Origin of the sequence: Methylobacterium ajmalii (genome assembly GCF_036448855.1) — a bacterium.
Taxonomy (GTDB): domain Bacteria; phylum Pseudomonadota; class Alphaproteobacteria; order Rhizobiales; family Beijerinckiaceae; genus Methylobacterium; species Methylobacterium ajmalii.
In genome coordinates this window covers 13815-36923 of the sequence record NZ_JAZFXT010000016.1, presented here as the reverse complement: position 1 = coordinate 36923, position 23109 = coordinate 13815, and the positions used below count along the sequence as shown (strand labels likewise).

Annotated in this window: 18 protein-coding genes; 7 read left to right on the top strand and 11 right to left on the bottom strand. The window is 73.0% G+C overall.

Translation table 11 applies throughout. The features are described from left to right. Positions 1–213 precede the first annotated feature (213 nt). Complete coding sequence (gene hemN / locus V3T34_RS06500) at positions 214–1587, top strand: oxygen-independent coproporphyrinogen III oxidase (protein WP_305078063.1); 1374 nt, start codon at positions 214–216, stop codon at positions 1585–1587. Between the two features lie 222 nt (positions 1588–1809). On the opposite strand, the gene V3T34_RS06495 is transcribed toward hemN, so the two are convergent. From V3T34_RS06495 to V3T34_RS06475, 5 genes are all read right to left on the bottom strand, one after another. Then, the gene (locus tag V3T34_RS06495; protein ID WP_060849851.1) at positions 1810–3243 is read right to left on the bottom strand and encodes an NAD-dependent succinate-semialdehyde dehydrogenase; all 1434 of its coding nucleotides are present in this window, start codon (positions 3241–3243) and stop codon (positions 1810–1812) included. A gap of 157 nt (positions 3244–3400) precedes the next feature. Continuing rightward, complete coding sequence (locus V3T34_RS06490) at positions 3401–3757, bottom strand: hypothetical protein (protein ID WP_305078062.1); 357 nt, start codon at positions 3755–3757, stop codon at positions 3401–3403. Between the two features lie 91 nt (positions 3758–3848). Then, on the bottom strand, positions 3849–4433 hold the full coding sequence (locus tag V3T34_RS06485; RefSeq protein ID WP_236012827.1) for a PilZ domain-containing protein: 585 nt from the start codon (positions 4431–4433) through the stop codon (positions 3849–3851). A gap of 176 nt (positions 4434–4609) precedes the next feature. Beyond that, positions 4610–6118, bottom strand: coding sequence for an ATP-binding protein (locus V3T34_RS06480; protein ID WP_305078061.1), 1509 nt, complete (start codon positions 6116–6118; stop codon positions 4610–4612). Between the two features lie 120 nt (positions 6119–6238). Beyond that, positions 6239–6928 carry a glutathione S-transferase N-terminal domain-containing protein gene (locus V3T34_RS06475; RefSeq protein WP_305078060.1) on the bottom strand — a complete coding sequence of 230 codons (690 nt, stop codon included), beginning with the start codon at positions 6926–6928 and terminating at the stop codon, positions 6239–6241. Between the two features lie 487 nt (positions 6929–7415). Here V3T34_RS06475 and V3T34_RS06470 point away from each other — a divergent pair, with 487 nt between their 5' ends. Beyond that, a complete protein-coding gene (locus V3T34_RS06470; protein ID WP_060849847.1) occupies positions 7416–8375 on the top strand; it encodes a sulfonate ABC transporter substrate-binding protein in 960 nt (319 codons plus the stop codon). A 212-nt stretch (positions 8376–8587) separates the two neighbouring features. Here V3T34_RS06470 and V3T34_RS06465 read toward each other — a convergent pair whose 3' ends face one another. Both V3T34_RS06465 and V3T34_RS06460 read right to left on the bottom strand, forming a co-directional pair. Then, a complete protein-coding gene (locus V3T34_RS06465) occupies positions 8588–9421 on the bottom strand; it encodes a tetratricopeptide repeat protein (RefSeq protein WP_331369130.1) in 834 nt (277 codons plus the stop codon). 89 nt (positions 9422–9510) lie between these two features. Beyond that, complete coding sequence (locus V3T34_RS06460) at positions 9511–9696, bottom strand: hypothetical protein (RefSeq protein WP_060849845.1); 186 nt, start codon at positions 9694–9696, stop codon at positions 9511–9513. A 223-nt stretch (positions 9697–9919) separates the two neighbouring features. Here V3T34_RS06460 and V3T34_RS06455 point away from each other — a divergent pair, with 223 nt between their 5' ends. Then, on the top strand, positions 9920–11314 hold the full coding sequence (locus V3T34_RS06455) for a leucyl aminopeptidase family protein (protein WP_091889245.1): 1395 nt from the start codon (positions 9920–9922) through the stop codon (positions 11312–11314). On the opposite strand, the gene V3T34_RS06450 is transcribed toward V3T34_RS06455, so the two are convergent. After that, complete coding sequence (locus V3T34_RS06450; RefSeq protein ID WP_305078058.1) at positions 11278–12261, bottom strand: EcsC family protein; 984 nt, start codon at positions 12259–12261, stop codon at positions 11278–11280. The two genes, V3T34_RS06455 and V3T34_RS06450, sit on opposite strands and share 37 nt — an antisense overlap. Before the next feature lie 150 nt (positions 12262–12411). Beyond that, positions 12412–13779 (bottom strand): AmpG family muropeptide MFS transporter, encoded by a 1368-nt coding sequence (locus V3T34_RS06445; protein ID WP_305078057.1) that lies wholly within the window; start codon positions 13777–13779, stop codon positions 12412–12414. A 324-nt stretch (positions 13780–14103) separates the two neighbouring features. Between V3T34_RS06445 and V3T34_RS06440 the strand changes: the two genes are divergently transcribed. Together V3T34_RS06440 and V3T34_RS06435 are read left to right on the top strand one after the other, a co-directional pair. Then, positions 14104–15222 carry a PAS domain-containing protein gene (locus V3T34_RS06440; RefSeq protein ID WP_305078056.1) on the top strand — a complete coding sequence of 373 codons (1119 nt, stop codon included), beginning with the start codon at positions 14104–14106 and terminating at the stop codon, positions 15220–15222. 11 nt (positions 15223–15233) lie between these two features. Next, complete coding sequence (locus V3T34_RS06435; protein WP_305078055.1) at positions 15234–15677, top strand: response regulator; 444 nt, start codon at positions 15234–15236, stop codon at positions 15675–15677. A gap of 44 nt (positions 15678–15721) precedes the next feature. Here V3T34_RS06435 and argC read toward each other — a convergent pair whose 3' ends face one another. Then, entirely contained in the window at positions 15722–16699 is a 978-nt protein-coding gene (gene argC / locus V3T34_RS06430) for an N-acetyl-gamma-glutamyl-phosphate reductase (RefSeq protein ID WP_305078054.1), read from the bottom strand. Between the two features lie 691 nt (positions 16700–17390). Between argC and V3T34_RS06425 the strand changes: the two genes are divergently transcribed. Continuing rightward, complete coding sequence (locus V3T34_RS06425) at positions 17391–19142, top strand: NAD(P)/FAD-dependent oxidoreductase (protein ID WP_305078053.1); 1752 nt, start codon at positions 17391–17393, stop codon at positions 19140–19142. A 166-nt stretch (positions 19143–19308) separates the two neighbouring features. Next, positions 19309–20274, top strand: coding sequence for an ATP-grasp domain-containing protein (locus tag V3T34_RS06420; protein WP_305078052.1), 966 nt, complete (start codon positions 19309–19311; stop codon positions 20272–20274). A 50-nt stretch (positions 20275–20324) separates the two neighbouring features. On the opposite strand, the gene mutS is transcribed toward V3T34_RS06420, so the two are convergent. Next, complete coding sequence (mutS, locus tag V3T34_RS06415; protein ID WP_305078051.1) at positions 20325–23105, bottom strand: DNA mismatch repair protein MutS; 2781 nt, start codon at positions 23103–23105, stop codon at positions 20325–20327. Positions 23106–23109 lie beyond the last annotated feature (4 nt).

The following is a 23109-nucleotide window of genomic DNA, read 5'->3' as shown; positions in this document are numbered from 1 at the left end:
GGATTCGGCTGGCTCCACGCACGGGTTGCGTGATCGCCCCGTTAGGTCACGGGCCTTCCGGCCGAGCCTTGATCTGCCTCAAGCCGGCCCCGGCCGCACCGGGGGATGACCGTGACGACGCACGCCGCGGCGGGCGGGGTTGATCCACCGCAAGGCGCCGGGCCCGCGACCTTGCGAGCCTTCGCCCGACCCGTTTCCGGAGCGATCCCCGCCATGGTCTCGCCTGCCACGATCACGCCCGACCTGATCGACCGCCTCGGCGGCGAGCGCGTGCCGCGCTACACGAGCTACCCGACCGCGCCGCACTTCACCGCCGCGGTCGGCCCCGCCGCGACCGGCCGATGGCTCGGGGAGGTGGAGGCGGGCGAGGCGGTCTCGGCCTATCTCCACGTCCCGTTCTGCGCCGAGCTCTGCCTCTATTGCGGCTGCCACACCAGGGTCGTGCGCCGCTACGCGCCGGTGGAGGCCTACGTCGCCGCGCTCGTCCGGGAGATCGATCTCGTCGCGGAGCGCGTCGCCGGCCGGCCGGTCCTGCGCCACCTGCACTGGGGCGGGGGCACCCCGACGATGCTGCGCGGCTCGGACTTGCGCCGGCTGATGGCGCGCCTGCGCGAGGTCTTCACGGTCGCGCCCGACATCGAGATCGCGGTCGAGATCGACCCGCGCACGCTGACCCCGGCCGACGTCGAGACCCTGGCGGCGATCGGCGTCACCCGGGCGAGCCTCGGGGTGCAGAGCCTCGACCCGCAGGTCCAGCGGGCGATCCGCCGCGAGCAATCGGTGGCGGAGACCGCCCGGGCCGTCGACTGGCTGCGCTTCTCCGGCATCGAGGCGGTGAACGTCGACCTGATGATCGGGCTGCCGCACCAGAGCGTCGCCAACGTCGTGGCGACGGTGGACCACGTACTGGCGCTCGGGCCCGACCGGGTCGCGGTGTTCGGCTACGGGCACGTGCCCTGGATGAAGCCGCACCAGCGCGCCCTGCCGGAGACCGCCCTGCCCGGCCCGCACGAGCGTCACGCCCAGTTCGAGGCGGCGGCCGCGCGCCTCGTGCGCGCCGGCTACGTGCGGATCGGCCTCGACCACTTCGCCGCGCCCGACGACTCCCTTGCCCGCGCCGCGGCGACCGGGGCCCTGCGCCGGAACTTCCAGGGCTACACCACCGACGGGACCCGCACGCTCCTCGGCTTCGGCGCCTCGGCGATCTCCAGCCTGCCCGGCGGCTACGCCCAGTCGATCGCCGACATCGCGGCCTACGCCGAGGCCGTCGCCCGCGGGGAGCTGCCGACCGCCCGCGGCCTCGCGCTGACCCCGGAGGACCGCCTGCGCCGCGACGTGATCGAGCGCCTGATGTGCGATCTCGCCGTCGACCTCGACGAGGTCTGCGGCCGGCACGGCGTCAGCGCGGAAGCTGCCTTCGCGCCGGAACTGGCGCGGCTCGACGCCATGGCCCGCCTCGGCGTCGTCGCACGGTCGGGCCACCGCATCGCGGTGCCGGAGGCGATGCGCGGCCTGCTGCGCTCGGCCAGCGCCGTGTTCGACGCACGGCTCGCCACCGGGGCGGGACAGCACTCGACCAGTCTGTAAGGGCCTGTTCGACTCGATCGGAAGATCTTGTCCTCCTCTCGACCTCATCCCGAGGTCGTGTGCCGGAGGCAAGATCTTCTGTTAATCCGTTGCGTGTGCCGGGCTGGCTCTCGAAACCGAGTTCGCCCGCCACCCCGGATCGCGACTTTTCATTTCGTCCGGCGGGAATCACTACGGGCACCATCGCGGGAGAGGCCGGCCGGGCCGGCCCCTCCCCGTCGGTCAGAAGCCGGCCTGCGTGACGAACTTGGTGTTGAGGTAGGCCTCGATCGCCTCCGAGCCGCCCTCGCTGCCGTAGCCCGAATCCTTGACGCCGCCGAAGGGCGTTTCCGGCAGGGCGATGCCGTGGTGGTTGATCGACATCATGCCGCTCTCGACCCGGGTGGCGAGCTTGGTCGCGGTCTCGGCCGAGCGGGTATAGGCGTAGGCGGCGAGACCATAGGGAAGACGGTTGGCCTCCGTGAAGGCCTCCTCGTCGTCCGAGAAGCGCTGGATCGCGGCGATCGGCCCGAACGGCTCCTCGTTCATGATCCGGGCGTCGAGCGGCACGTCGGTGAAGACCGTGGGCTCGAAGAAGTTGCCCTGGTTGCCGATGCGCTTGCCGCCGGTGCGCAAGGTGGCGCCCTTCTGCTCGGCATCGGCCACGAAGGCCTCCATCGCCTCGATGCGGCGGCCATGGGCGAGCGGGCCCATCTTGACGCCGTCCTCCAGGCCGTTGCCGACCTTGAGGCCCTGGGACAGGCCGACGAAGCCGTCGACGAAGGCGTCGAACACCGAATCGTGGACGAGGAAGCGGGTCGGCGCGACGCAGACCTGGCCGGCATTGCGGAACTTGTTGGCGCCGAGCACCTGCACGGCCTTCTGCACGTCGGCGTCGCGGAAGACGATCGCCGGGGCGTGGCCGCCGAGCTCCATCGTGGCGCGCTTCATGTGCTGGCCGGCGAGCGCGGCGAGTTCCTTGCCGATCGCGGTCGAGCCCGTGAAGGTGATCTTGCGGATCACCGGGTGCGGGATGAGGTAGGACGAGATCGTCGCCGGATCGCCGAAGACGAGGCCGAGCACGTCGCCCGGCACGCCGGCGTCGAGCAGGGCCTGGATCAGCGCGGTGCAGCTCGCCGGCGTGTCCTCGGGGCCCTTGAGGATCACCGAGCAGCCGGTGCAGAGCGCCGCCGAGACCTTGCGCACCGCCTGGTTGATCGGGAAGTTCCACGGCGTGAAGGCGGCGACGGGGCCGACCGGCTCGCGGATCACGAGCTGCATCACGCCCTCGGCGCGGGGCGGGATCACCCGGCCGTAGGCGCGCCGGCCCTCTTCCGCGAACCAGTCCATGGTGTCGGCGCCGCCGAGCACCTCCATCTTGGCCTCCGCCACCGGCTTGCCCTGCTCGAGGGTCATGATCCGGGCGATCTCGTCGGCGCGTTCGCGCATCAGGTTGGCGGCCTTGCGCAGCACCTTGCTGCGCTCGAAGGCCGAGACCTTGCGCCAGGCCTGAAAGCCGCGCTCGGCCGCCGCGAGGGCCTGGTCGAGGTCGTCCCGGGTCGCGACGGCGAGCTGGCTCAGGGTCTCGCCGGTCGCCGGGTTGAGGATCGGCAGCGTCTGGCCGCCGCTGCCGGCGCGCCACTCGCCAGCGATGTGGAGCTTCACGTCTGGGAACATCGGGCCTCGTCCTCGTACCGGAGGGGATCGTCCCGAACTTAAGGCAGCGCTCCCAAAACAGACAGGCGGCGCGGCGCAAGGCCCCGTGCCGGGATCCGCCTTGTCGCCCGCGCCGGTACCTGACAGACTTCCCGTCTTGCGATCGAAGGCCGGCCGGTCAGCGTGCGCCGACCGCGCGGGCGATGTCCTCGAAGCGCTTGTGGGTCTCGTCGATCTGGCCGGAGACGCTCCGGCGGAGACAGGCCGCGTCGCCCACGCCCTGGACGACGAAGCCGGCCCCGGCCCGGCCGCGGCAGTCGAGGTAGTGCGGCAGCACGAAGGCGACGACCAGCACCAGGGCGGGAACCGCGAGCGTCAGCGCGAGCCTGACCGGCCAGGGCAAGCGGGCGCGCCCCCGCCCGCCCCGAGCCGTCGAGACGACGATGCGGATGTCGACCGGGTCCCGGCCGGACCCGCGGTCGATCCGCTCGATGCGATCGCGCGGGGCCTTGCCGCCCCGGTTCGTGCCCGGCATCCCGGTCTCCCGGCCGCGCGGGGCCGTTGCGTGAGGGGCGGATTCTGGTCCCGTGCGCCGGAAGCGTGCGGCTTTCGCGGCACGCTTCGGTTCACAGCATGACGTGCAGGCCGAAGGTCTCGGGCCGGAACGGCAGCCGGAAGGTGACGGCGAACCCGTTCTCGAGGTGGCGCACCACGGTGGCGCGGCGCTTGCCGATGGTGACCGCCTCGCCCACGGCCGGCCGGTCGGGGACCGAGATCGCCGCGCCGGTCATCGACAGATCGATGATCGTCCCGGGCTGGACCCGGCCGTCGGCGCCGCGCACCTCGACGGTGCGGACGGTCGGCACGATGCGCGGGTCGCTGCGCTGGTCGCTCCGTCCGCTCGTCAGGCCGGCGAGCCAGTCCAGGCGGGCGGCGAAGCGGGCCCGTCGCTCCGGCCCGACATCGACCGCGAGGGTGAAGCCGTCCGGGTTGATCGCCCGGATGGCACCGGCCACCGGGCCGACGTCGTCGAGGTAGAGCGTGACCGGATCGCCCAGGAGGCCGCTTTCCGGCGCCAGCACCTCGATGGCCGCGAGGGACAGGCTGCGGGTCTCGCAGGCATGCTCCGCCCCGCCCGGCAGGAGGTAGCGGCCGCCGACCCGGATCTGGATCGGCCGGGCACCCGGTTCCGGTTCAAGCTGGCTCTGCAACTTCAAGGCGTCCGCCACGATCGTTCAAGTGAGCGGTAGTTGTGTCGCCCGAGGGTCGTTCGACCGCAAGGGCGTACGCTGCCGCTGGCCCACCTTCTCCGATGAGGCTTAATGCCCGGTGCACGCGACACGAACGGACACGGTTCGGCGCCCGGTTCGCGGGTGCCGGAAAGATTTTATTCCGCCGCGAACAGGCCGGCGGGCTCCTGCGCCGATCCCTTCGGGTCGCCCGGGGCGGTCTCGCAGCCCAGCGCCGGCAGCGCGACGACGCGGTTGCCGCGGAAATCGGTGCGGCACACCGCGGCGCCGCGGCTCTCGACATAGGCGAGCAGCCGCCGCGCCCGGCCGGGCGAGCGCGAGCCGATGGCGCGGGCCAGCGCGTCGTCGGACGGGCACGGGGCGCCGGCCCGGGCGGCGCGGGCGAGCAGAAGGAAGAGGCCCTGGACCTCCTCGGGCAGGCCGGCGCAGGCTGCCATCACGGCCTCCGCCTCGTCGCCCTCGGCGGCCTCGCCGTCGACCCCGGCCCGCGCGATGGCGAGGCGGCGGCGGAAGCGGCCGAGATCGAGGGGCTCGCCCGGCAGCCGGCGCATGCGGCAGCGGACGAGGAAGTCCTGGTAGAGCACCGCGATCGGGTGATGGGACCCGTCCGGGTCGGCGGCGATCTCGCGCAGGATCTCGGCGAGCGCGGCGTCCCGCTCGGCTTCGCTCATGCTCGGCGGCGCCTCGACGGGCTCGGGCGGCCGGTACTGGGCGAGCTGCTGAAGGAGGTCGGTCGGCGTCGCCCGCGGCGCGGGGGCCGGGCGCGGCGCGGGCATCCACGTCACCTCGTCCTCGGAAGGCGTCAGGATCAGGTCGCGCAGGGAATCGCCGGCGGCCGGGCTCGGCAGCGGCACGAGCTTGGGGCTCGACGAGCGGGCCGAGGTCGCGACCGGCCCGATGGCGATCGGCAGCGGGCGCTTCGAGAGGGCGGGCCCCAGCGCGATGAAGTGGCCGCGCTCCAGGTCGCGAAAGCTCTCGGCCTGGCGCCGCTCCAGGCCCAGAAGGTCGGCGGCCCGCGCCATGTCGATGTCGAGGAAGGTGCGGCCCATCAGGAAGTTCGACGCTTCCGCCGCCACGTTCTTGGCGAGCTTTGCGAGGCGCTGGGTCGCGATGATGCCGGCGAGCCCGCGCTTGCGGCCGCGGCACATCAGGTTGGTCATCGCCCCGAGCGAGGCCTTGCGGGCCTCGTCCGAGACTTCGCCGGCGGCGGCAGGCGCGAAGAGCTGCGCCTCGTCCACCACCACGAGCACCGGGTACCAGTGGTCGCGCTCGGCCTCGAACAACCCGCCCAGGAAGGCGGCGGCGGCGCGCATCTGCGCCTCGACGTCGAGGTTCTCGAGCGTCAGCACCACCGAGACCCGGTGCGCCCGCACCCGCGCGGCGATGCGCTGGAGGTCGGCCTCGCCGTGGTCCCCCTCGACGACGACGTGGCCGTGGGCGTCCGCCAGGGTGACGAAGTCGCCCTCGGGATCGATCACCACCTGCTGGACGTGCGGCGCGCTCTGCTCGAGCAGCCGGCGCAGCAGGTGCGACTTGCCCGAGCCGGAGTTGCCCTGGACGAGCAGGCGCGTCGCCAGCAATTCCTCCAGGTCGAGGGCGGCCGGCCGGCCGCCGCTCGCCACCCCCATCTCGACGCTGATCGTCATCTCGGCTCCCTGCAACGGCCACGACTCGTAACACGGCCGGGACCGCCCCGATCCGCGCCGGGCCGCGGGGTCCACAGGGAGTTGGCGGAAGGCCTTTCGGTGAGCCCTCGCGGGCGGGCGTCAGCCCGAGGCGAGCGCCCGCGACCCCTCGCCCAGGCGCTCGATCATCCGGCGGCGCCACGCCTCCACCGGATCGTCTGGCTCGAGCAGATCGGGCCCGCCGACGCCGCGGGCCCACAGGAAGGCCCCCATCACCGCGTGGTCGGCGTAGAGCGGGGCGTCGCCGCCGAGGAAGAGCTGGGCGCGCAGCACGGCGCGGACCGGCGCGAGGGTCTTTCGCAGGACGGCGAGCTGGGCCTCGGGATCGGGACAGACCGCCTCGAGCGGCTTGCCGAAGCGGGCCTCGCGGCTCCTGCGGAAATAGGCCCGGTCGTCGTCGTCGAGGTGGCGGTGGATGGGCAGGAGGAGGAGCGGCACCAGGGCGAGGTGCAGCACCTGGTCGGTCCAGGCGACGTGGAAGCGGGTCAGCGCCTGCCCCGCCGCGCCGCCGAACAGCGAGGGACGATCCGGGTAGGCCGCATCGAGGTGGGCGGCGATGACCGAGGATTCGGCGATCGGACGCCCGTCCTCGATCAGCACCGGCACCTTGTCCGAGCCCGAGAAGGCCAGCGCCTCGGTCTCGGTGAAGCGCCACGGCCGGCCCTCGAAGGCGAGGCCCTTGTGCTCCAGGGCGAGGCGGATGCGCCAGCAGAACGGGCTGAAGCGCCGGTCCGGGTCGGCGGCGGCGAGTTCGTAGAGCACGCGGGACACGAGGCGTTCCTCCGGCGGCGCCCCGGTGAGCCGGGCGCCTTGGCCGGGCGGATCATGGCGGCGGGCGGCCCGGGCGGCAACGCGGGAACGCCCCCTGGGGACGGACCGGACGACGCAACCCGTCACGGCGGGCGCGATCCCGCCTCGCGAGAGGCAGGGTCGTCCAGGACGGGATGTGGCGCGCCTCCCCTCCCCCCGTGCGGGAGAGAAGATCCCGCGCTCGATTTTTCAGAGTGTTTTCACCCGGCCGCTCTCGCGGGAGAGCGAGCCGGTCCGCGACGATCCGCCGAACCGGGCACCCTCGCGGGTGCCGGGAAACGAAATTTCCGCAATGCCTGCCGTGAGAGAAATCCTGTCCCGTCTCGCCGCCGAGTTTGGATTTCCCGTTCATTGACGACAGAACCGGGGGATGAGAGCTTTCGACATCATCCGACGAGCCGGCAACGACTGCTGTACGCCTCGGATGATCTCTGCGGGAGTTTGTTCGATGCATCCGACACGCCGCTCCGTCCTCGCGGGGCTGATGACGGCCGGCGCCCTCGCGGCGGGTCCGGCCCGCGCCGCGCAGACCGCGCTCAAGGAATTCCGGATCGGCTACCAGAAGATCGGGCTGATCGTCGTCACGCGCCAGCAGCAGCTGATCGAGACGCAGCTCGCCGATCGCGGCGTCAAGGTGCGCTGGTTCGAGTTCCAGGCCGGCCCGCCGCTCCTCGAGGCGCTCAACGCCGGCAGCATCGATTTCGGCTATACCGGCGACGCGCCGCCGATCTTCTCCCAGGCCGCCGGCGGCAACCTGGTCTATACCGCGGCGGCGGCACCCTCCGGTGAGGGCGAGGCGATCCTGGTGAAGGACGCATCGCCGATCCGCACGGTCGCCGATCTCAAGGGCCGCAAGGTGGCGGTCGGGCGCGGCACCTCCTCGCACAACCTGCTGGTCGCCGCCCTCGAGAAGGCGGGATTGAGCTTCACGGACATCACGCCGGTCTACCTCTCGCCGGCCGATGCGGGCTCGGCCTTCACCGGCGACAGCGTCGACGCCTGGGCGATCTGGGATCCGTACTTCGCCGTCGCGCAGGCGCGCGACAAGACCCGGGTGCTCACCACCTCCGGGCAGACCCTCGACGTGTCCGGCTACTTCCTCGCCAACAAGACCTTCGCGCAGGCCCATCCGGCGGTGGTGAGCGCGGCCCTGCGGGCGCTGGAGCAGGGCGCGGCCTGGGCCGAGGCGCATCGCGATCAGGTGGCGCAGGCGCTCGCCGAGGTCACCGGCATCCCGCTGCCGATCCAGAAGGCCGCCGCCGACCGGACCCAGTTCGCGGTGCGGCCGCTGACCGACCGGATCCTCGACGGCCAGCAGGCCACCGCCGACCGCTTCCATCGCCTCGGCCTGATCCCGCGGGCGATCACCGTGCGCGACGCGGTGTGGGTGGCCCCGCAGCCGTCCTGACCTGCGCGCGGCGCGACCGCCTGGAGATCCGGGATCGTCCGCGATCCCGGCCTGACGGGCTTGCCCGACCATGACCTCGAAGGAGGGCTCCGACGACGTCGCGCCTGCCGGAATCCTCCTTCGAGGTCAGGCGATCGCCCGACACCTCGGGAGGAGGTCGAGATCGGGATGAGAGAGGCGACTCGGGGTCGAACGGTGTCCCGGACGGGCCCTCACATCGCCGAGGCGGCGACGCGCGGCCGCGGGGCCGGGGCCTCGGCCTTCTCGGCCGAGCGGATCGCCTTCCAGGCATTGGGCTGGGTGACGGAGGCGCGAAGCGCCGCGACGTTCTGCGCCGCTTCCGCGGGCCCGAGGTCGCGGGTGAGGATCTGCTCAGCCTCGCCGAAGCGGCCCTGCAGCCCGAGCACCAGGGCGAGGTTCTGGCGCACCCGGGCGTCGGCGCGGGGGTCGGCGCTGGCCTGGCGCAGGGTCGCCTCGGCCTCGGGCAGCCGCTTGGCGAGCGCGTAGGACAGGCCGAGATTCGACATCACGGCCGGCTCGCCCGGGACGATCTTCAGCGCCGCCTCGTAGTAGCGCTGGGCCTGCAGGTGGTCGCCCATCTGGTCGGCCACCGCGCCCTGCGCCGAGAGCACGCGCCAGTCCGGATTGGCCGGCGAGTGGGCGTTGCGCAGCACTTCTGCCGCCTCGGCGAGGCGGCCGACCTCGGCCAGGCTCTTGCCGTAGGCGGAGAGCACCGCCGGATTCTTCGGGTTGCGCAGGGCGGTCTGCTGCAGCACCGCCGCGGCCTGCGAGCCCTGGTCGGTGGCGCGCAGCGCGTGGGCGTAGGCCATGGCGGTGCCGACGTCGCCCGGGTCGCGCTCGTAGCGGGCGGCGAGCCGCCCGACGTCGCGGCGCGCAGTATCGGCGGGCGCGGCGGCGTCGATCGAGCCGGTGGTCAGCGGCTTGCGCGACAGGCACCCCGAGGCCATCAGCGCCACCGCCGCGACGACGGCGAGGCTCCGCAGGGCGTTCGAGCGGACGGGACGGGTCTCGACGGTCGCGGGCATCGGCCACTCCAGGAACGGGCCTGGGATGTGGCAACCCGCTCCCACGGCCCTCGTGACCGTGGTGATAGGTCGTTAACCCTAATCGACCGTTAACGCCGGGGCGTGTCCGAGGGTGTCGCCTTCGGGGCCGGCGGCCGGGTCTCGGCGCCGCCACGATCGGTCCCGGTCCCGTGCCGGCTCGCCGTCACGGCCTCGCCGTCGTGGCGGCTGCCGTCCTCGATGCCGATGGTCTCGCGCCGCTCCAGCGGGTTGATGGGCTTCCTGTCCTCGGTCATGTCGATCTCCTCGTCGGGCGGTTGGGGTCCTGGGTGACGCTGGCGGCCCGCCGGGGTTCCCGGCCTGCGGCGAGGCGACCGGGGCCACGCGCTCCGGCGCCTACCCCGGGGCGCCTGCTCGAAGCGCCTGCCCGAGGTGCATTGCCCGAGGATTGACAACCGTCCCGTCTTGGCTCCCCCTCCGGCCCTCCGCCGTCCGCGTTGAAGGAAGGGATGCCCCCGCGTGACCACGCTCCTGCCCGCGACCGAGACCGCCATCCCGATCCGCTGCGTCGACGCCGCCGGCTGGCCGGCTGCCCTGGCGGCGCTTCCGCCGCTCGCCGCCGCCTTCGCGCGGGCGAGCGGGTTCGAGGCCAAGCCCGGCCGCATCGCCCTGCTGCCGGGGCCGGAGGGCGCGATCGAGAGCGTGCTGTTCGGGGTCGAGGGCGGGGACAAGGGCGACGCCTTCGCGGCCGGGCGCCTGCCCGATGCCCTCCCCGAGGGGACCTACCGGCTCGACGGCTATCCCGGCGATCCGGCGCTGGCGGCGCTCGCCTGGCGGCTGTCGGGCTACCGTTTCGGCCGCTACCGCGAGCGGGCGGCGCCGCAGGCGCGGCTCGCCGCACCTGCGGGCGTCGACGCCGCCGAGATCGACCGCATCGCGGACGCGGTGGCGGCGGGCCGCGACCTCGTCAACACCCCGGCGAACGACCTCGGCCCGGCGGAGGTCGAGGCGGCCGCGCGGGCCCTGGCCGAACGGTTCGGCGCCGCCTGCACGGTGGTGGCGGGCGAGGCGCTGGAGGCGGGCTTTCCGCTCATCGCGGCGGTGGGCCGGGCCTCGCCGCGGGCGCCGCGGCTGATCGACATCGCCTGGGGCGACCCGTCGGCGCCGCGCGTCACCCTCGTCGGCAAGGGCGTGGTGTTCGATACCGGCGGCCTCGACATCAAGCCCTCGGCCGCGATGCTGCTGATGAAGAAGGACATGGCCGGCGCCGCGGTGGCGCTCGCCGCCGCCGAGATGGTGATGGGGGCGGGCCTGCCCGTCCGGCTGCGGGTTCTGGTCCCGACGGTCGAGAACGCGGTCGCGGGCGATGCCTTCCGGCCCGGCGACGTGCTCAAGAGCCGGCGCGGCCTCACCGTCGAGATCGGCAACACCGACGCGGAAGGCCGGCTGATCCTGGCCGACGCCCTCGCGCTCGCCGACGAGGAGGCGCCGGAACTGGTCTTCGACTTCGCCACCCTGACGGGCGCCGCCCGGGTGGCGCTCGGCCCCGACCTGCCGGCCCTGTTCACCGAGGACGACGCCCTGGCGGCGGACCTTTGCGCCACCGGCCTTTCCGTCAACGATCCGGTCTGGCGGATGCCGCTCTGGGCGCCCTATGCCGGCCTGCTCGATTCCAAGGTCGCCGACCTCAACAACGTCTCGGGCGGGCCGTTCGCCGGGGCGGTCACGGCGGCCCTGTTCCTGCGCCGCTTCGCGCCCGCGGCGAAGGCGCATGTCCACCTCGACCTCTACGGCTGGAACCCGAGTGCCAAGCCCGGCCGGCCGGAGGGCGGCGAGGTGCAGACCGCGCGCCTCGTCTACGCCCTCCTGAAGCGCCGCTACGCCGCGCCGAGGGCGGCCCGCTCCGCCTCGTAGGCCTCCCGCACCGGGCCCTTGCCGTAGCGGCGCTCCAGCCGCCGCACGGTGAAGTGGCCGCGGGCGATCGACTGGAAATGGTCCATGAAGGCGGTGTTGACGGCCGCGCCGCCGAGCGCGCCGAGCACCGGCACCGCCTGGGCGGCGAGCTTCTGCGAGACCACGCCGCCGAACCGGGCGCCGACCTGGCCGGCGAACCGCATCAGCGCCGGCGCGCTCTCGTCGAGGAGGCCGCGGCCGGCGGCGTAGCGGGCGGCCTCCGATATCGCCTTGGCGAGCGCCCCGCGCACCGCGAAGTAGCCGCTCTCGGCGGCGTTCCCGGCCGGCGCATCGGCCTGGGCCGGGCCGCGGCCGCCGAGGGCGAAGACCTGCATGCAGGCGAGCGCCGCCTCGGGATCGCCGAGGTCCTCGCCCTCCCGCTGGGCGATCTCGGCGATCGAGCGCAGCATCAGGGTGGTGGAGAGCGGCAGCTCGACGGCGAGCGTGGTGAGCCCGAAGGCACCCCCGACGGCGCCCGACAAGGCCGCCAGCGCCTTGTGGCCGCGGTCGCCGGGCGGGAAGCGGCCGATGAGGTCGATTGCCCGGTCGCGCCAGGACGGCGACCAGGACGGCTGGATGTCGGGCCCGAGGGGTGCCAGCGCCGCGGCGTCGGGGTCCGCCGCGGTCGCGGCGGATTTCGTCGGCAGGGTCGCCAGAGCCGCCCGCAGGGCGCCGCGCATCGCCGTCTCGGTGGCATGACCGACCGCGTCCATCACCGGAGCCGGCAGGGCGCGGCCGATGAGGTCGAGCGGGGCGCCGGCCATGGCCGACAGCCGGCCGGCGAGGCTCGGCCGCTCCAACGCCGCGACCGCCCGGCGCAGGGCGGCGCGATCCTCCGCGGTGAGGGGCTCGGGCGCCCCGACCGGGACGGGGGACGGGACGGGCTCGACGGCGACGATCTCGGACACGGGCGCTCCCTCTCGGGCGACAGGCGGTGCGACGGGCGGGCCGTCGCATCGAACGTGCCGATAAAGCTGGGGCGCCTGGGGAGGGTTCCGCAAGGGGCGGCAGAGGCGGCGGCGAGAGGCGCCGGCGAGCGGCGCCGCGCGAGGGCCGCCTCAGGCCCGGGCCGGCAGGTCCTGCGCCGGTTCCGCCCCCGGGGCCGGCTCGGTCTCGCCCGGCAGGAGCCGCAGGCAGAGGCAGAGCAGCGTCACCGGGATGCCGACCGCCGCGGTCATCACGAAGAAGACCGGGTAGCCGAGCGACTCGACGGCGAAGCCCGACAGGCCGCCGACGAACTTGCCCGGCAGCGCGTAGAGCGAGGAGAGCAGCGCGTACTGCGTCGCCGCGAAGGCCGGCGAGGTCAGGCTCGACATGTAGGCGATGAGCGCCGTGCCCGCGAAGGCGCCGGCGAAGTTGTCGATGCTGATGCTGGCCACCAGCAGCGGCAGGTCGTGGCCGGCCAGCGCCAGCCAGGCAAACATCAGGTTGGAGGCCGAGGCCGCGATGCCGCCGATCAGGAGCGCCGGGTAGAGGCCGAGCCGGCTCACCGCGATGCCGCCCGCGAAGGCCCCGGCGATGCCGATCCAGACGCCGTAGACCTTCGAGACCGTGGCGATCTCCGACAGGGTGAACTGCATGTCGATGTAGAGCGGGTTCGCCATGATGCCCGACACGATGTCGGGCAGGCGGTAGACGGTGATCAGCGCCAGAATCAGCACCAGCCCCGTCCCCTTGCGGGCGACGAGGTCGGCGAAGGGCTCGACCACCGCCTCGCGCAGCGCGTGGCGCCAGCCGCGCCGGGGTCCGGGGTCGCGCGCCTGCACCTTCGGGGCGGCGAGCGTGCCGCCGAGCGCGACCAGCATCAGGAGCGCCATGGCGCCGTAGGCGGGCGCCCAGCCGAAGGCGTCGGCGACGAACAGCGCGCCGGCGCCGGCGCAGATGCGGGCGAGGCTGTAGCCGAGCTGGTAGGAGGCCAGCATCATGCCCTGGCGCTCGGTGGGCGCGGAATCGATGCGCCAGCCGTCGACCACGATGTCCTGGGTCGCCGACGCGAAGGCGATCACGAGGGCGCAGGCCACCGTGTAGCCGAGCGAGGTCGCCGGATCGCCCCGGCTCATCGCGATCAGGCCGGCCGCGACCGCGATCTGCGACAGCAGCATCCAGGCCCGGCGCCGGCCGAGCAGGCGCGACAGCACCGGCAGGTCGAGCCGGTCGATCACCGGGGCCCAGAGGAACTTCAGCGTGTAGGCGAGCGACACGTAGCTGAGCAGGCCGATGCTCGAGCGCTCGATGCCGGCGCTGCGCAGCCAGGCCGACAGGGTGGCGAAGACGAGCAGGATCGGCAGGCCGGCGCCGAAGCCGAGCACCAGCATCATGGCCATGCGCCGGTCGGCCGCCACGTCCCGCAGGGTGGCGCGGGTGCGGGCGACCCAGCCGGCGGCCGGCCGTCCCGTCCCGGATGTCGTCTTCCCGGCTGCCGTCATCGCGCGCGTCGTCCTTCCGGGCACCGCACCTCCCCCGCCGGAGCCGGCGGCGAGACGATGCAAAAACAATGAACACGACAGAATTGCGCCGCGCATTTCCGCCGGGCGGCGCCGCGCCCGGCCGCCGCCGCGCACTCGACGCCAGGATGTGGGCGGGATCATGATGGAGAAAGGATTAACATTGCGTCCACCGAAGCTTACGCTGCGAATGGGAACCGCACCCCGGGTCGCGGGTTCGCTGGGATAGATTGGGGGTGATTCCCCTCTCCGTCCGGGCTCCTCCGGGTGGTGCCAGCCGGCGGTGGGCGAGTGCGGATGATCGGGTTGGACGCTCCCAGGCAGGCCGAGGCGAGCGCCGCGCAGGCGGGCGACGCCGCTCACGGGGCCCGCTTCGCGGACGCCTTCCGGGCGAGCGAGACGCCGATGGTCATGACCGACCCGGGCCGGGCCGACAACCCGATCGTGTTCGCCAACCCCGCCTTCTGCCGCGTCACCGGCTACGAGGAGCACGAGGTGATGGGCCGCAACTGCCGCTTCCTCCAGGGGCCCGACACCGACCCGGCCGCCGTCGCCCGGGTGCGGCAGGCGGTGGCCCAGGGCGAGCCGGTGCAGGTCGACATCCTGAACTACCGCAAGGACGGGCGCCCGTTCTGGAACGCCATGACGCTGACGCCGGTCCGGGACGAGCGCGGGACGCTGTCCACCTACTTCGCGCTCCTCTCCGACGTCACCGGCACCCGGCAGGCCGAGCTGGCGCTGATGCGGGAGAAGGAGGTCCTCGCCCGGGACATCGAGGCGCGCAACCGGGCGCTCCAGGCCGCGCTCGACCAGCAGACCGCGCTGCTGCACGAGGTCGACCACCGGGTGAAGAACAATCTCCAGGTCATCTCCTCCCTGGTGCTGCTCAAGGCGCGGCGCGCCCAGGACGCGGCCTGCCGCGAGGTGCTGCGCAGCATGGCCGACCGCATCGGTGCGCTCGCCACCGTCCACCGCCTGCTCTACACCCTCGACGACGTCTCGCGCTTCGAGCTGCGCGACTTCGCGGCCGATTTCGCCATCGAGCTCGAGGCCGGGATCGACCCCGAGCGGATCGCGCTGACGGTCGACGTCGAGGCGGTGGCGGTGCCGGCTTCGATGGCCGCGCCGTTGGCGCTGCTGATGCACGAGCTCGCGACGAACGCCGTCCGGCACGCCTTCCCGGACGGCCGCCACGGCCGGGTCGCCCTCACGGCGCGGCGCGAAGGCGAGCACTTGGTGCTCGAAGTCTGGGACGACGGGATCGGCCTCTCCGACGCGCCCGCCAACCCGGAGGCGTTCGGGCGCGATCTCGTCGGCATGCTGGTGCGCCAGCTGCGCGGGAGCCTCGTCGTCGAGGACCTGGGCCCGGGCACCCGGGCCCACGTCGTGCTGCCCTTGGGACCCGACTCGGGACCCGGGCGGTGAGCGGACCGGCGTTGCGGGTTCTCATCGTCGAGGACGAGGCGTTCATCGCCCTCGAGCTCGAATGCCTGATCGAGGAGGCGGGACACGTCGCGGTCGGCGTGGCGACCCGATCGCAGGAGGCGGTCGCGCTCGCCCGCGATCTCTCGCCCGACGTCGCCCTCGTCGACGTCCACCTCGCCGACGGTCCGACTGGGATCGGGGTGGCGCAGGACCTGAGCGCCCGGCCCGGCACGACGGTGCTGTTCACCACCGCCAACGCCAAGCGGGTGCCGCCGGACTTCGCCGGCGCCGCCGGGATCATCGCCAAGCCCTATTCCGAGCGGGTGATCCGGGCGGCCCTGGCCTACGTGGCGTGGCGCCGTCACGGCGGCGCGTCGACGGAGCCGCCGGACGGGGTGGTGCTGTCGCCCGCGATCCGCGGGGACGCGGCGTCCGATCCCGACATGCCGGCCTGATCGACCGGCGGCGCACCGCGGGCGCGGCGCGAAACGGCGCTCCGTCAGGGCCAGACGGGCGCGCCGTCGAGCCCCGCGGTCTCCGGCAGGCCGCAGATCAGGTTGGCGTTCTGCACCGCCTGGCCGGCCGCTCCCTTGCCGAGGTTGTCGACCACGCCCATCGCGATCACCAGATCGCGCGCGGGATCGGCCGCGTAGCTGACGAAGGCGAGGTTCGAGCCGGTCGCCCACTTGGTCTGCGGCGGCCTGTCGGTCACGCGGACGAAGGCCCGCCCGGCATAGAAGCTCCGGGCCGCCTCCAGGCACTCCTGCGTGGTCGCCCGGCCGCGGGCGTACAGGGTGACGAGGATGCCGCGGGTCATCGGCACCAGGTGCGGCGTGAACACCAGCCCGGCGGCGCTGCCCCCGCCCAGCCGCTCGATCGTCTCGGCGATCTCGGGCATGTGGGTGTGCTGGAGCAGGCCGTAGGGCACCAGGTTCTCGTTGCTCTCGGCGTAGCCGAACCGGCTGTCGCCGCCGCCCCGGCCGGCCCCGGAGATGCCGGTCTTGGCGTCGACGATGATGTGGCCGGGCGCGATCAGTTTCCCGGCCAGCAGCGGCGCCAGGGCGATCAGCGTCGCCGCGGGAAAGCAGCCGGGATTGGCGATGCGGGTCCGGCCGGCGATCCGGTCCGGCCAGACGTCGGCCAGGCCGTAGGCCCAGCCCTCGGCGTAGCGGTGGTCGCCGCCGATATCGACGATCTTCACGTTCCGGGGCACGCGCGCCAGCGCCTCGGCCGAGGTGCCGGTCGGCAGCGAGGCGAACAGCACGTCGAGCGGCGGCAGGGCCGCGGGGTCCCACTTCTCGATGACGAGATCGGCGAACTTGGCCGGCGCGCCGGGGAAGCGCTCGACGAGGCGGCTGCCGGCGCTGCCCTCGCCGGCGGCGTAGACGAGCTCGAAGGACGGGTGGCCGGCGATCAGGCGCATCGCCTCGCCGCCGCCGAAACCGCTGATGCCGACGATGCCGACGCGAATGCTCATGGGAATGTCCTTCCGGGTTGCGGGCAAAAGAAAACCCCCGGAGCCGGGGGCTGCGGGGGTCGTCCGGGCATGCGGGCCGGGCGGCTGCGACGCGTGGTGGGGTCGGTCGAGGCCCGAGGGGTCAGGCCGCCGCCACGCGGAGGAACGCCGATCGACGCGCAGCGCACGGAGCCGCCGCGTGAGAGGGGCGACGTCGGCGTCGATCGCGAAGGGTCCGGTCCGGGCTCATGTCCCGCGACACTGTCGCTCACCCCGTCCACCGTCAAGCGGAATGTCCGCCGGCCGCCGACGGGATTTCTCGCGATCGGACAATGGGCGTCCGGCCCCCTCCGCCGCGAGGCGCGCGCCGGGCACGGCCCTCGACGAGGACCGGCGCCTCCCGCAATTACATATGTTTAATTTTGTTTCCCTTAGGTAAATAGATCAACCTCGGGTAGTAAAAAGCGCATATTCGACGTTGACATCGTCATAAAAACTTCAAATGCTGGCCTTTACCATCTCTCGACGACCCGCAACTTGGCGGCGCGAGGACGTCGGCGCACCCCGCCCCGACGAAGGCCGGGCCGTGTCCCGGCCGATGCGCCAGGGGTCGCAGAGCCGGCGGGCGACGGCGCGTACGCGCACCGCCGCCCGCCCCGAACGCCGCCTGGCGGGCGGCGCCCTGAACGACATTGTCGACGGAGTGTAGCCGATGCCTACCTCAGTAAACTTTCGTTCCGCTCAAGCGACGCCAGCCTCCGGGCACGAGAAAAACTCCAGGTGCGAGACCTACAGCGATGTCGTCGTCGTCGGCGCCGGCATCGTCGGATTGACCAACGCGCTGCAATTCGCCAAGCGCGGCCTGACGGTGACGCTCGTCGACAACGTCGAGAGCCGAAAGGACAGCTACAAGGTCGGCGAATCCTTCCTGGTGTTCACGAGCGCCTTCCTGCGGACCGTCGGCGAGCTGGACCGCTTCATCTCCGAGGAATCGTTCATCAAGCTCGGCGTCTGGTTCACCGCCGGCGCGGAGCACAAGACGGAATTCTCCGGAACGACCGAGTGGGCGGTCAACGCCGACCCGCATCCGCCGCACTATCTCTTCGACCACGCCCCCGACAAGAAGTGGTTCCGCTGCATGTTCCTCGACATGCAGATCGCGCGGCCGGACGCCGAGGCCGCGATGCGCGACGCCGTCCGCCGACACCCCGGCATCCGGTTCCTCGACGACGTCCGCGTCGAGGCGATCGATCTCTCCGAGACCGACGCCCCGCATCGCCTGACGCTCGCCGGCGACAAGTACCCGTCGCCCCTGGAAGCCGGCTGGGTGATGGATTGCTCGGGGCGCAACCGCCTGCTGGCCAGCAAGCTCGACCACCGGGCGGAACGGCAGGAGATGGACGACGGGTTCCAGACCTCCGCGGCCTGGGGCCAGTTCTCCCACGTCGACGACGCCAAGTTCGACGAGCGCTGGACCGCGCTGCTCGCCTCGGGCCAGCGGACGCCGCGCGACCTCTACACCGTCCACCTGTGGGGCGTCGGCTACTGGATCTGGGTCATCCGTCTCTCGCAGAACCGGATCAGCGTCGGCGTGACCTTCGACCTGCGCCGCACGCCCGTCGAGGGAACGCTGCGCGAGCAGTTCTGGGCCCTGATCCGCCGCCATCCGGTGCTCGACGGGATCATCGGCGAGGAGACGCTGCTCGAGTTCCAGGCCTATCGCCAGGTCCAGCACTGGACCGACCGGTTCGTCAGCGCCAAACGCTACGCCATGGCCGGGGATGCCGGCAGCATCATCGACGCCTATTACAGCCAGGGCATCGCGCTGGCGCTGGTCTCGAGCTGGCACATCGCCAACGTGATGGAGCGGCAGGTCAAGACCGGCGAGATCGACGACGCCTACATCGACCGCATCAACGAGGCGACGCGGCAGGACTGGGCGATGATGCGCAACATGGTGCGCGAGAAGTACACGCCCGCGATCGAGGATTCGCGCTTCTTCCTTCTGTCCCACATCCTCGACATGGCGATCTTCTGGTGCATGGGCAGCACGCGGGCCAAGCTGACGCATTGGCTGGTGCGCACCGAAGGCCATTCGGACCGGGAGACCCCGGCGCTCGAACGGCTCCGGCGCGACGTGGAACGCCGCCTGTTCTACTCGCGCTCGCCCTACTGGCTCGGCCTGTCGCCCGAACGGGTGCAGCGTCTCCAGCGCTTCCTGCAGGGCAGGATCGCCGAACGGGCGCGCTGGCGCCAGCGCCACGGCATCGTCCCTCCCCCGCTCAAGAGCGTCCTGTCGGTCACGGCGCCGCTGCCGCGGATCTGGCGGCTGCCCTTCGCCCGGCACGGACAGGTGCTCGACATCAGCGCCCGCGACCTCGTCGAGCCGGCCGCGCAGCGTCCCGCCGGGACGGCGACGTGGTTCGACCGCCTGCCGATCCCGATCAACACCAAGCTCGATTAGGTCATCAGGCTGCGCCCGCTCGGCCTTCTGGCCTGCTTCGCCTTCGGCTACGTCTACGACGCCGCCGATACCGGCCGGCGCAAGCTCCTGATGCGGCTGTCGCCGAAGACCGTCGGAAAATCCTCGCCCCTCTCCACCGACCTGACGAACAACGCGGGGGGCTCCCATGCGTAAGGCCCTCTACCTGAGCCTCGGCGCGCCCCACCTCGAATATCCCGCGGTGGAGGAGGCCCTTCGCGCCGAGGGCGTGGCGGCGCGGATGGTCCATCTCGACGCGTTCGACACGCTCGATCTCGGCGAGATCGATCTCGTGAACCTGCGCATGTGCCGGTGGTACCACAAGGAGCCGCGCTTCCAGGAGCGCGTGGAGCACGTCCACGAGCGGCTCTTGGCGGCACCGAACGGTCCGGTTCCGCTGGCCAACCCCCTGCCGCTGGTCCTCGATGCCCTCGACAAGGGACGCTACCTGCGAAAGCTCGCGCAGGACGGGATCGACCTCGTTCCCACCCGCTGGATCGCCAGGGGCTCCGCCTTCGACGTGGTCCGGACGATGGAGGAGGCCGGCTGGGACGACGTCGTCGTCAAGCCGACCGTGTCGTCGGGCTCCTGGAACACCATCCGGGTGTCCCGGCGCGGTCCGGCGCTGGACGAGCACCACTTCGTCCTCGCCGAGGGCGGGTTCCCGAGACAGGCCGAGATGGCCGCGCTGGCCCGGACGCACGAGCTGATCGTGCAGCCGTTCCTGTCCTCCGTCCTCGATTTCGGCGAGCTGTCCTTCGTGTTCCTCGGCGGAAGCCTGAGCCACGTCGTGCGCAAGACCGTCAGCGACCAGGGAGGCTGGTGGGCGCACGAGCGGCTGGGCGGCCGGAACCATCGCTGGACCCCGAGCCCCGCGGAGGAAAGCTGGGCGACGGGGGTGAACGACGCGCTCGAACGGCGCTACGGCGCGCTCTGGTTTTCCCGCATCGACGGGCTCCAGGACGCCGACGGCCGCCTCCGCCTGCTCGAATGCGAGCTGGCGATCCCGCGCCTCCTCCTGCCGGAGGGCAACGCCTTCGGCCGCTACGCGAAGGTCATCGCCGAGGGGATCGCGCATCACCGGGCCGGGCGACGCGAGACGCGCGCCGCCTGACGGCTCGAGGAACGGCGGGGTGCGCCGCGAGGACCGCCCGCGCCCCGCCCCTACCCCTCCGCCCGCGCCGCCTTGAGCCGGTAGAGCGCGTCGAGCGCCTCGCGCGGGCTCAGCGCGTCGGGGTCGATCCCATCGAGGAGGCGCCCGACCGGGTCGGGCGTCTCGACCGGCGGCGGGGCCGGGGGCGGGGCGGCCGGCATCGCGGCGAAGAGCGGCAGCTCGGCCGGGGCCTTCCGCCGTCCGGAGCCGCCCTCCCCCTTCTCCAGCTCGGCGAGCAGCGCCTTGGCGCGGGCGATGACCGGAGCCGGCAGGCCGGCGAGGCGCGCGACCTGGAGACCGTAGGAGCGGTCGGCCGCGCCCGGCACCACCTCGTGCAGGAACACCACGTCGCCCTTCCACTCGGTCACCTTGAGGGTGGCGTTGGAGAGCCGCTCCAGGCGCTGGGCCAGCCCCGTCAGCTCGTGGAAATGGGTGGCGAACAGCGCCCGGCAGCCGTTCGTGCCGTGCAGGTGCTCCAGGCAGGCCCAGGCGATCGAGAGGCCGTCGAAGGTCGCGGTGCCGCGCCCGATCTCGTCGAGCACGACGAGGGAGCGGCGCGTCGCCTGGTTGAGGATCGCCGCGGTCTCGACCATCTCGACCATGAAGGTCGAGTGGCCGCGCGCCAGGTCGTCGGCGGCGCCGACGCGGGAAAAGAGCCGGTCGACGAGGCCGAGATGGGCCGAGATCGCCGGCACGAAGGCGCCCATCTGGGCCAGCACCGCGATGAGCGCGTTCTGGCGCAGGAAGGTCGACTTGCCGCCCATGTTCGGGCCGGTGACGAGGAGGATCTGACCGGCCTCGCGTCCCGACAGGTCGCAGGCATTGGCGATGAAGGCCTCGCCGGCCTTGGTCAGCGCCGCCTCGACCACGGGGTGGCGCCCGCCCTCGATCCGGAAGGCGAGGCCGTCGTCGACCACCGGCCGGGTCCAGTTCAGCTCGACGGCGAGCTCCGCGTGCGAGGCCGCGACGTCCAGCGCCGCGAGCGCGCTCGCCGCCGCCACGATCGCGTCGGACTGCGCCATCACGGACGCCGACAGGCTCTCGAAGACCGCGAGCTCGAGGGCGAGCCCGCGCCCGGCGGCATTGGCGATCTTCGTTTCCAGTTCGCCCAGTTCCACGCTGGTGAAGCGCATCGCGTCCACCATCGTCTGGCGATGGACGAAGGTGGCGCGCCAGGGGTCCTTCAGCAGGGTCTCGCCGAAGGCCTGCGGCACCTCGATGAAGTAGCCGAGCAGGTTGTTGTGCTTGATCCGGAGCGTCCGGCAGCCGGTCTCGGTCGCGTAGCGGGACTGGAGACCGGCGACGACCTGGCGCGAATCGCGCTGGAGGGTGCGGGATTCGTCGAGTTCGGCCCGGTAGCCCTCGCGCACGAAGCCGCCGTCGCGGCGCTGCAGCGGCAGGTCGTCGGCGAGCGCGGCGGAGAGGTCGTCGGCCAGCCCCTCGTCGAGCCCGGCGAGGATGCGGGCGGCCTTGCCGATCTCGCCCGGCAGCGCGCCGGCCGAGGCGAGCGCCGTCGCGATGCCGCGGGCGGCCATCAGCCCGTCGCGCAGAGCCGCGAGGTCGCGGGGCCCGGCCCGGCCGAGGCCGATGCGGGTGAGCGCCCGGGCCATGTCGGGCGCGCGCGCCAGCTCGGCCCGCAATTCGGCCCGCAACGGCCCCTCGGAGACCAGGAACGCGACCGCGTCGTGCCGGCGCCGGATCAGGGCGAGGTCGGTCGAGGGGCCGGCCAGCCGCTCGGCGAGAAGCCGCGCCCCGGCGCCCCCGACCGTGCGGTCGATGGCGGCCAACAGGCTGCCTGCGCGCTCGCCCGACAGGGTGCGGGTGAGTTCGAGGTTCTGGCGCGTCGCCGCGTCGATCATCAGGCTGGCGCCCGCCGCCTGGCGGGTCGGCGGGCTCAACGTCACCTTCGCGCCGAGCTGGGTGCGGGCGATGTAGTGCAGCACGGCGCCCGCCGCCGCGATCTCGACCCGGCTGAAGGCGCCGAACCCGTCGAGGGTCTGGACGCCGAACTGCTCCTTGATCGCCCGCTCGGCCGAGGCCGGATCGACGTCGCCGCGCCCGACCGGCGTGACGGCGGCCCGGGTCTCGCGCCACAGCCGGGCGATCTCGGGATCCTGGTGGATCGCCTCGCCCATCACGATCTCGCGCGGGTCGAGCCGGGCGATCTCCGCGGCGAGGCCGGGCCCCTCGACCTCGCCGAGCGAGAAGCGCCCGGTCGAGATGTCGACGGCGGCGAGCCCGTAGGTCCAGGCAGCATCCGAGGCGCGCCGGCGGGCAAGCGCCAGGAGCACGTTGGCCCGGCCGGGATCGAGCAGGCGGTCTTCCGTGATGGTGCCGGGAGTGACGAGGCGCACGACCTCGCGCCGCACCACCGATTTCGAGCCGCGCTTCTTGGCCTCGGCCGGGTCCTCGGTCTGCTCGCAGACCGCGACCCGGTGGCCGAGCCCGATCAGCCGCTGGAGGTAGTCGTCGGAGCGCTCGACCGGCACGCCGCACATCGGGATGTCGGCGCCGCCGTGCTTGCCGCGGCGGGTGAGCACGATGCCGAGCGCCCGCGAGGCGATCTCGGCATCCTCGAAGAACAGCTCGTAGAAGTCCCCCATGCGGTAGAACAGCAGGGAATCGGGGTTCGCCGCCTTGATCTCGATGTACTGCGCCATCATCGGCGAGACCTTGGTCTCGTCGTCGGGCGCGGCAGGGCGCCGGCCGCGGGCGGGGGCCGGGGGCGCCTCGTCGGCGGGCTCGTAGGCCTCGCTGCGTATGAGGCGGCCGGTATCGCTGTCCATCGTCATGAGA

Bases quoted from the DNA above. Each gene is read 5' to 3' on its own strand.
- hemN (WP_305078063.1), top strand. From the start codon at position 214: ATGGTCTCGCCTGCCACGATCACGCCCGACCTGATCGACCGCCTCGGC.
- V3T34_RS06495 (WP_060849851.1), bottom strand. From the start codon at position 3,243: ATGTTCCCAGACGTGAAGCTCCACATCGCTGGCGAGTGGCGCGCCGGC.
- V3T34_RS06490 (WP_305078062.1), bottom strand. From the start codon at position 3,757: ATGCCGGGCACGAACCGGGGCGGCAAGGCCCCGCGCGATCGCATCGAG.
- V3T34_RS06480 (WP_305078061.1), bottom strand. From the start codon at position 6,118: ATGACGATCAGCGTCGAGATGGGGGTGGCGAGCGGCGGCCGGCCGGCC.
- V3T34_RS06470 (WP_060849847.1), top strand. From the start codon at position 7,416: ATGCATCCGACACGCCGCTCCGTCCTCGCGGGGCTGATGACGGCCGGC.
- V3T34_RS06465 (WP_331369130.1), bottom strand. From the start codon at position 9,421: ATGCCCGCGACCGTCGAGACCCGTCCCGTCCGCTCGAACGCCCTGCGG.
- V3T34_RS06460 (WP_060849845.1), bottom strand. From the start codon at position 9,696: ATGACCGAGGACAGGAAGCCCATCAACCCGCTGGAGCGGCGCGAGACC.
- V3T34_RS06445 (WP_305078057.1), bottom strand. From the start codon at position 13,779: ATGACGGCAGCCGGGAAGACGACATCCGGGACGGGACGGCCGGCCGCC.
- argC (WP_305078054.1), bottom strand. From the start codon at position 16,699: ATGAGCATTCGCGTCGGCATCGTCGGCATCAGCGGTTTCGGCGGCGGC.
- V3T34_RS06425 (WP_305078053.1), top strand. From the start codon at position 17,391: ATGCCTACCTCAGTAAACTTTCGTTCCGCTCAAGCGACGCCAGCCTCC.
- V3T34_RS06420 (WP_305078052.1), top strand. From the start codon at position 19,309: ATGCGTAAGGCCCTCTACCTGAGCCTCGGCGCGCCCCACCTCGAATAT.
- mutS (WP_305078051.1), bottom strand. From the start codon at position 23,105: ATGACGATGGACAGCGATACCGGCCGCCTCATACGCAGCGAGGCCTAC.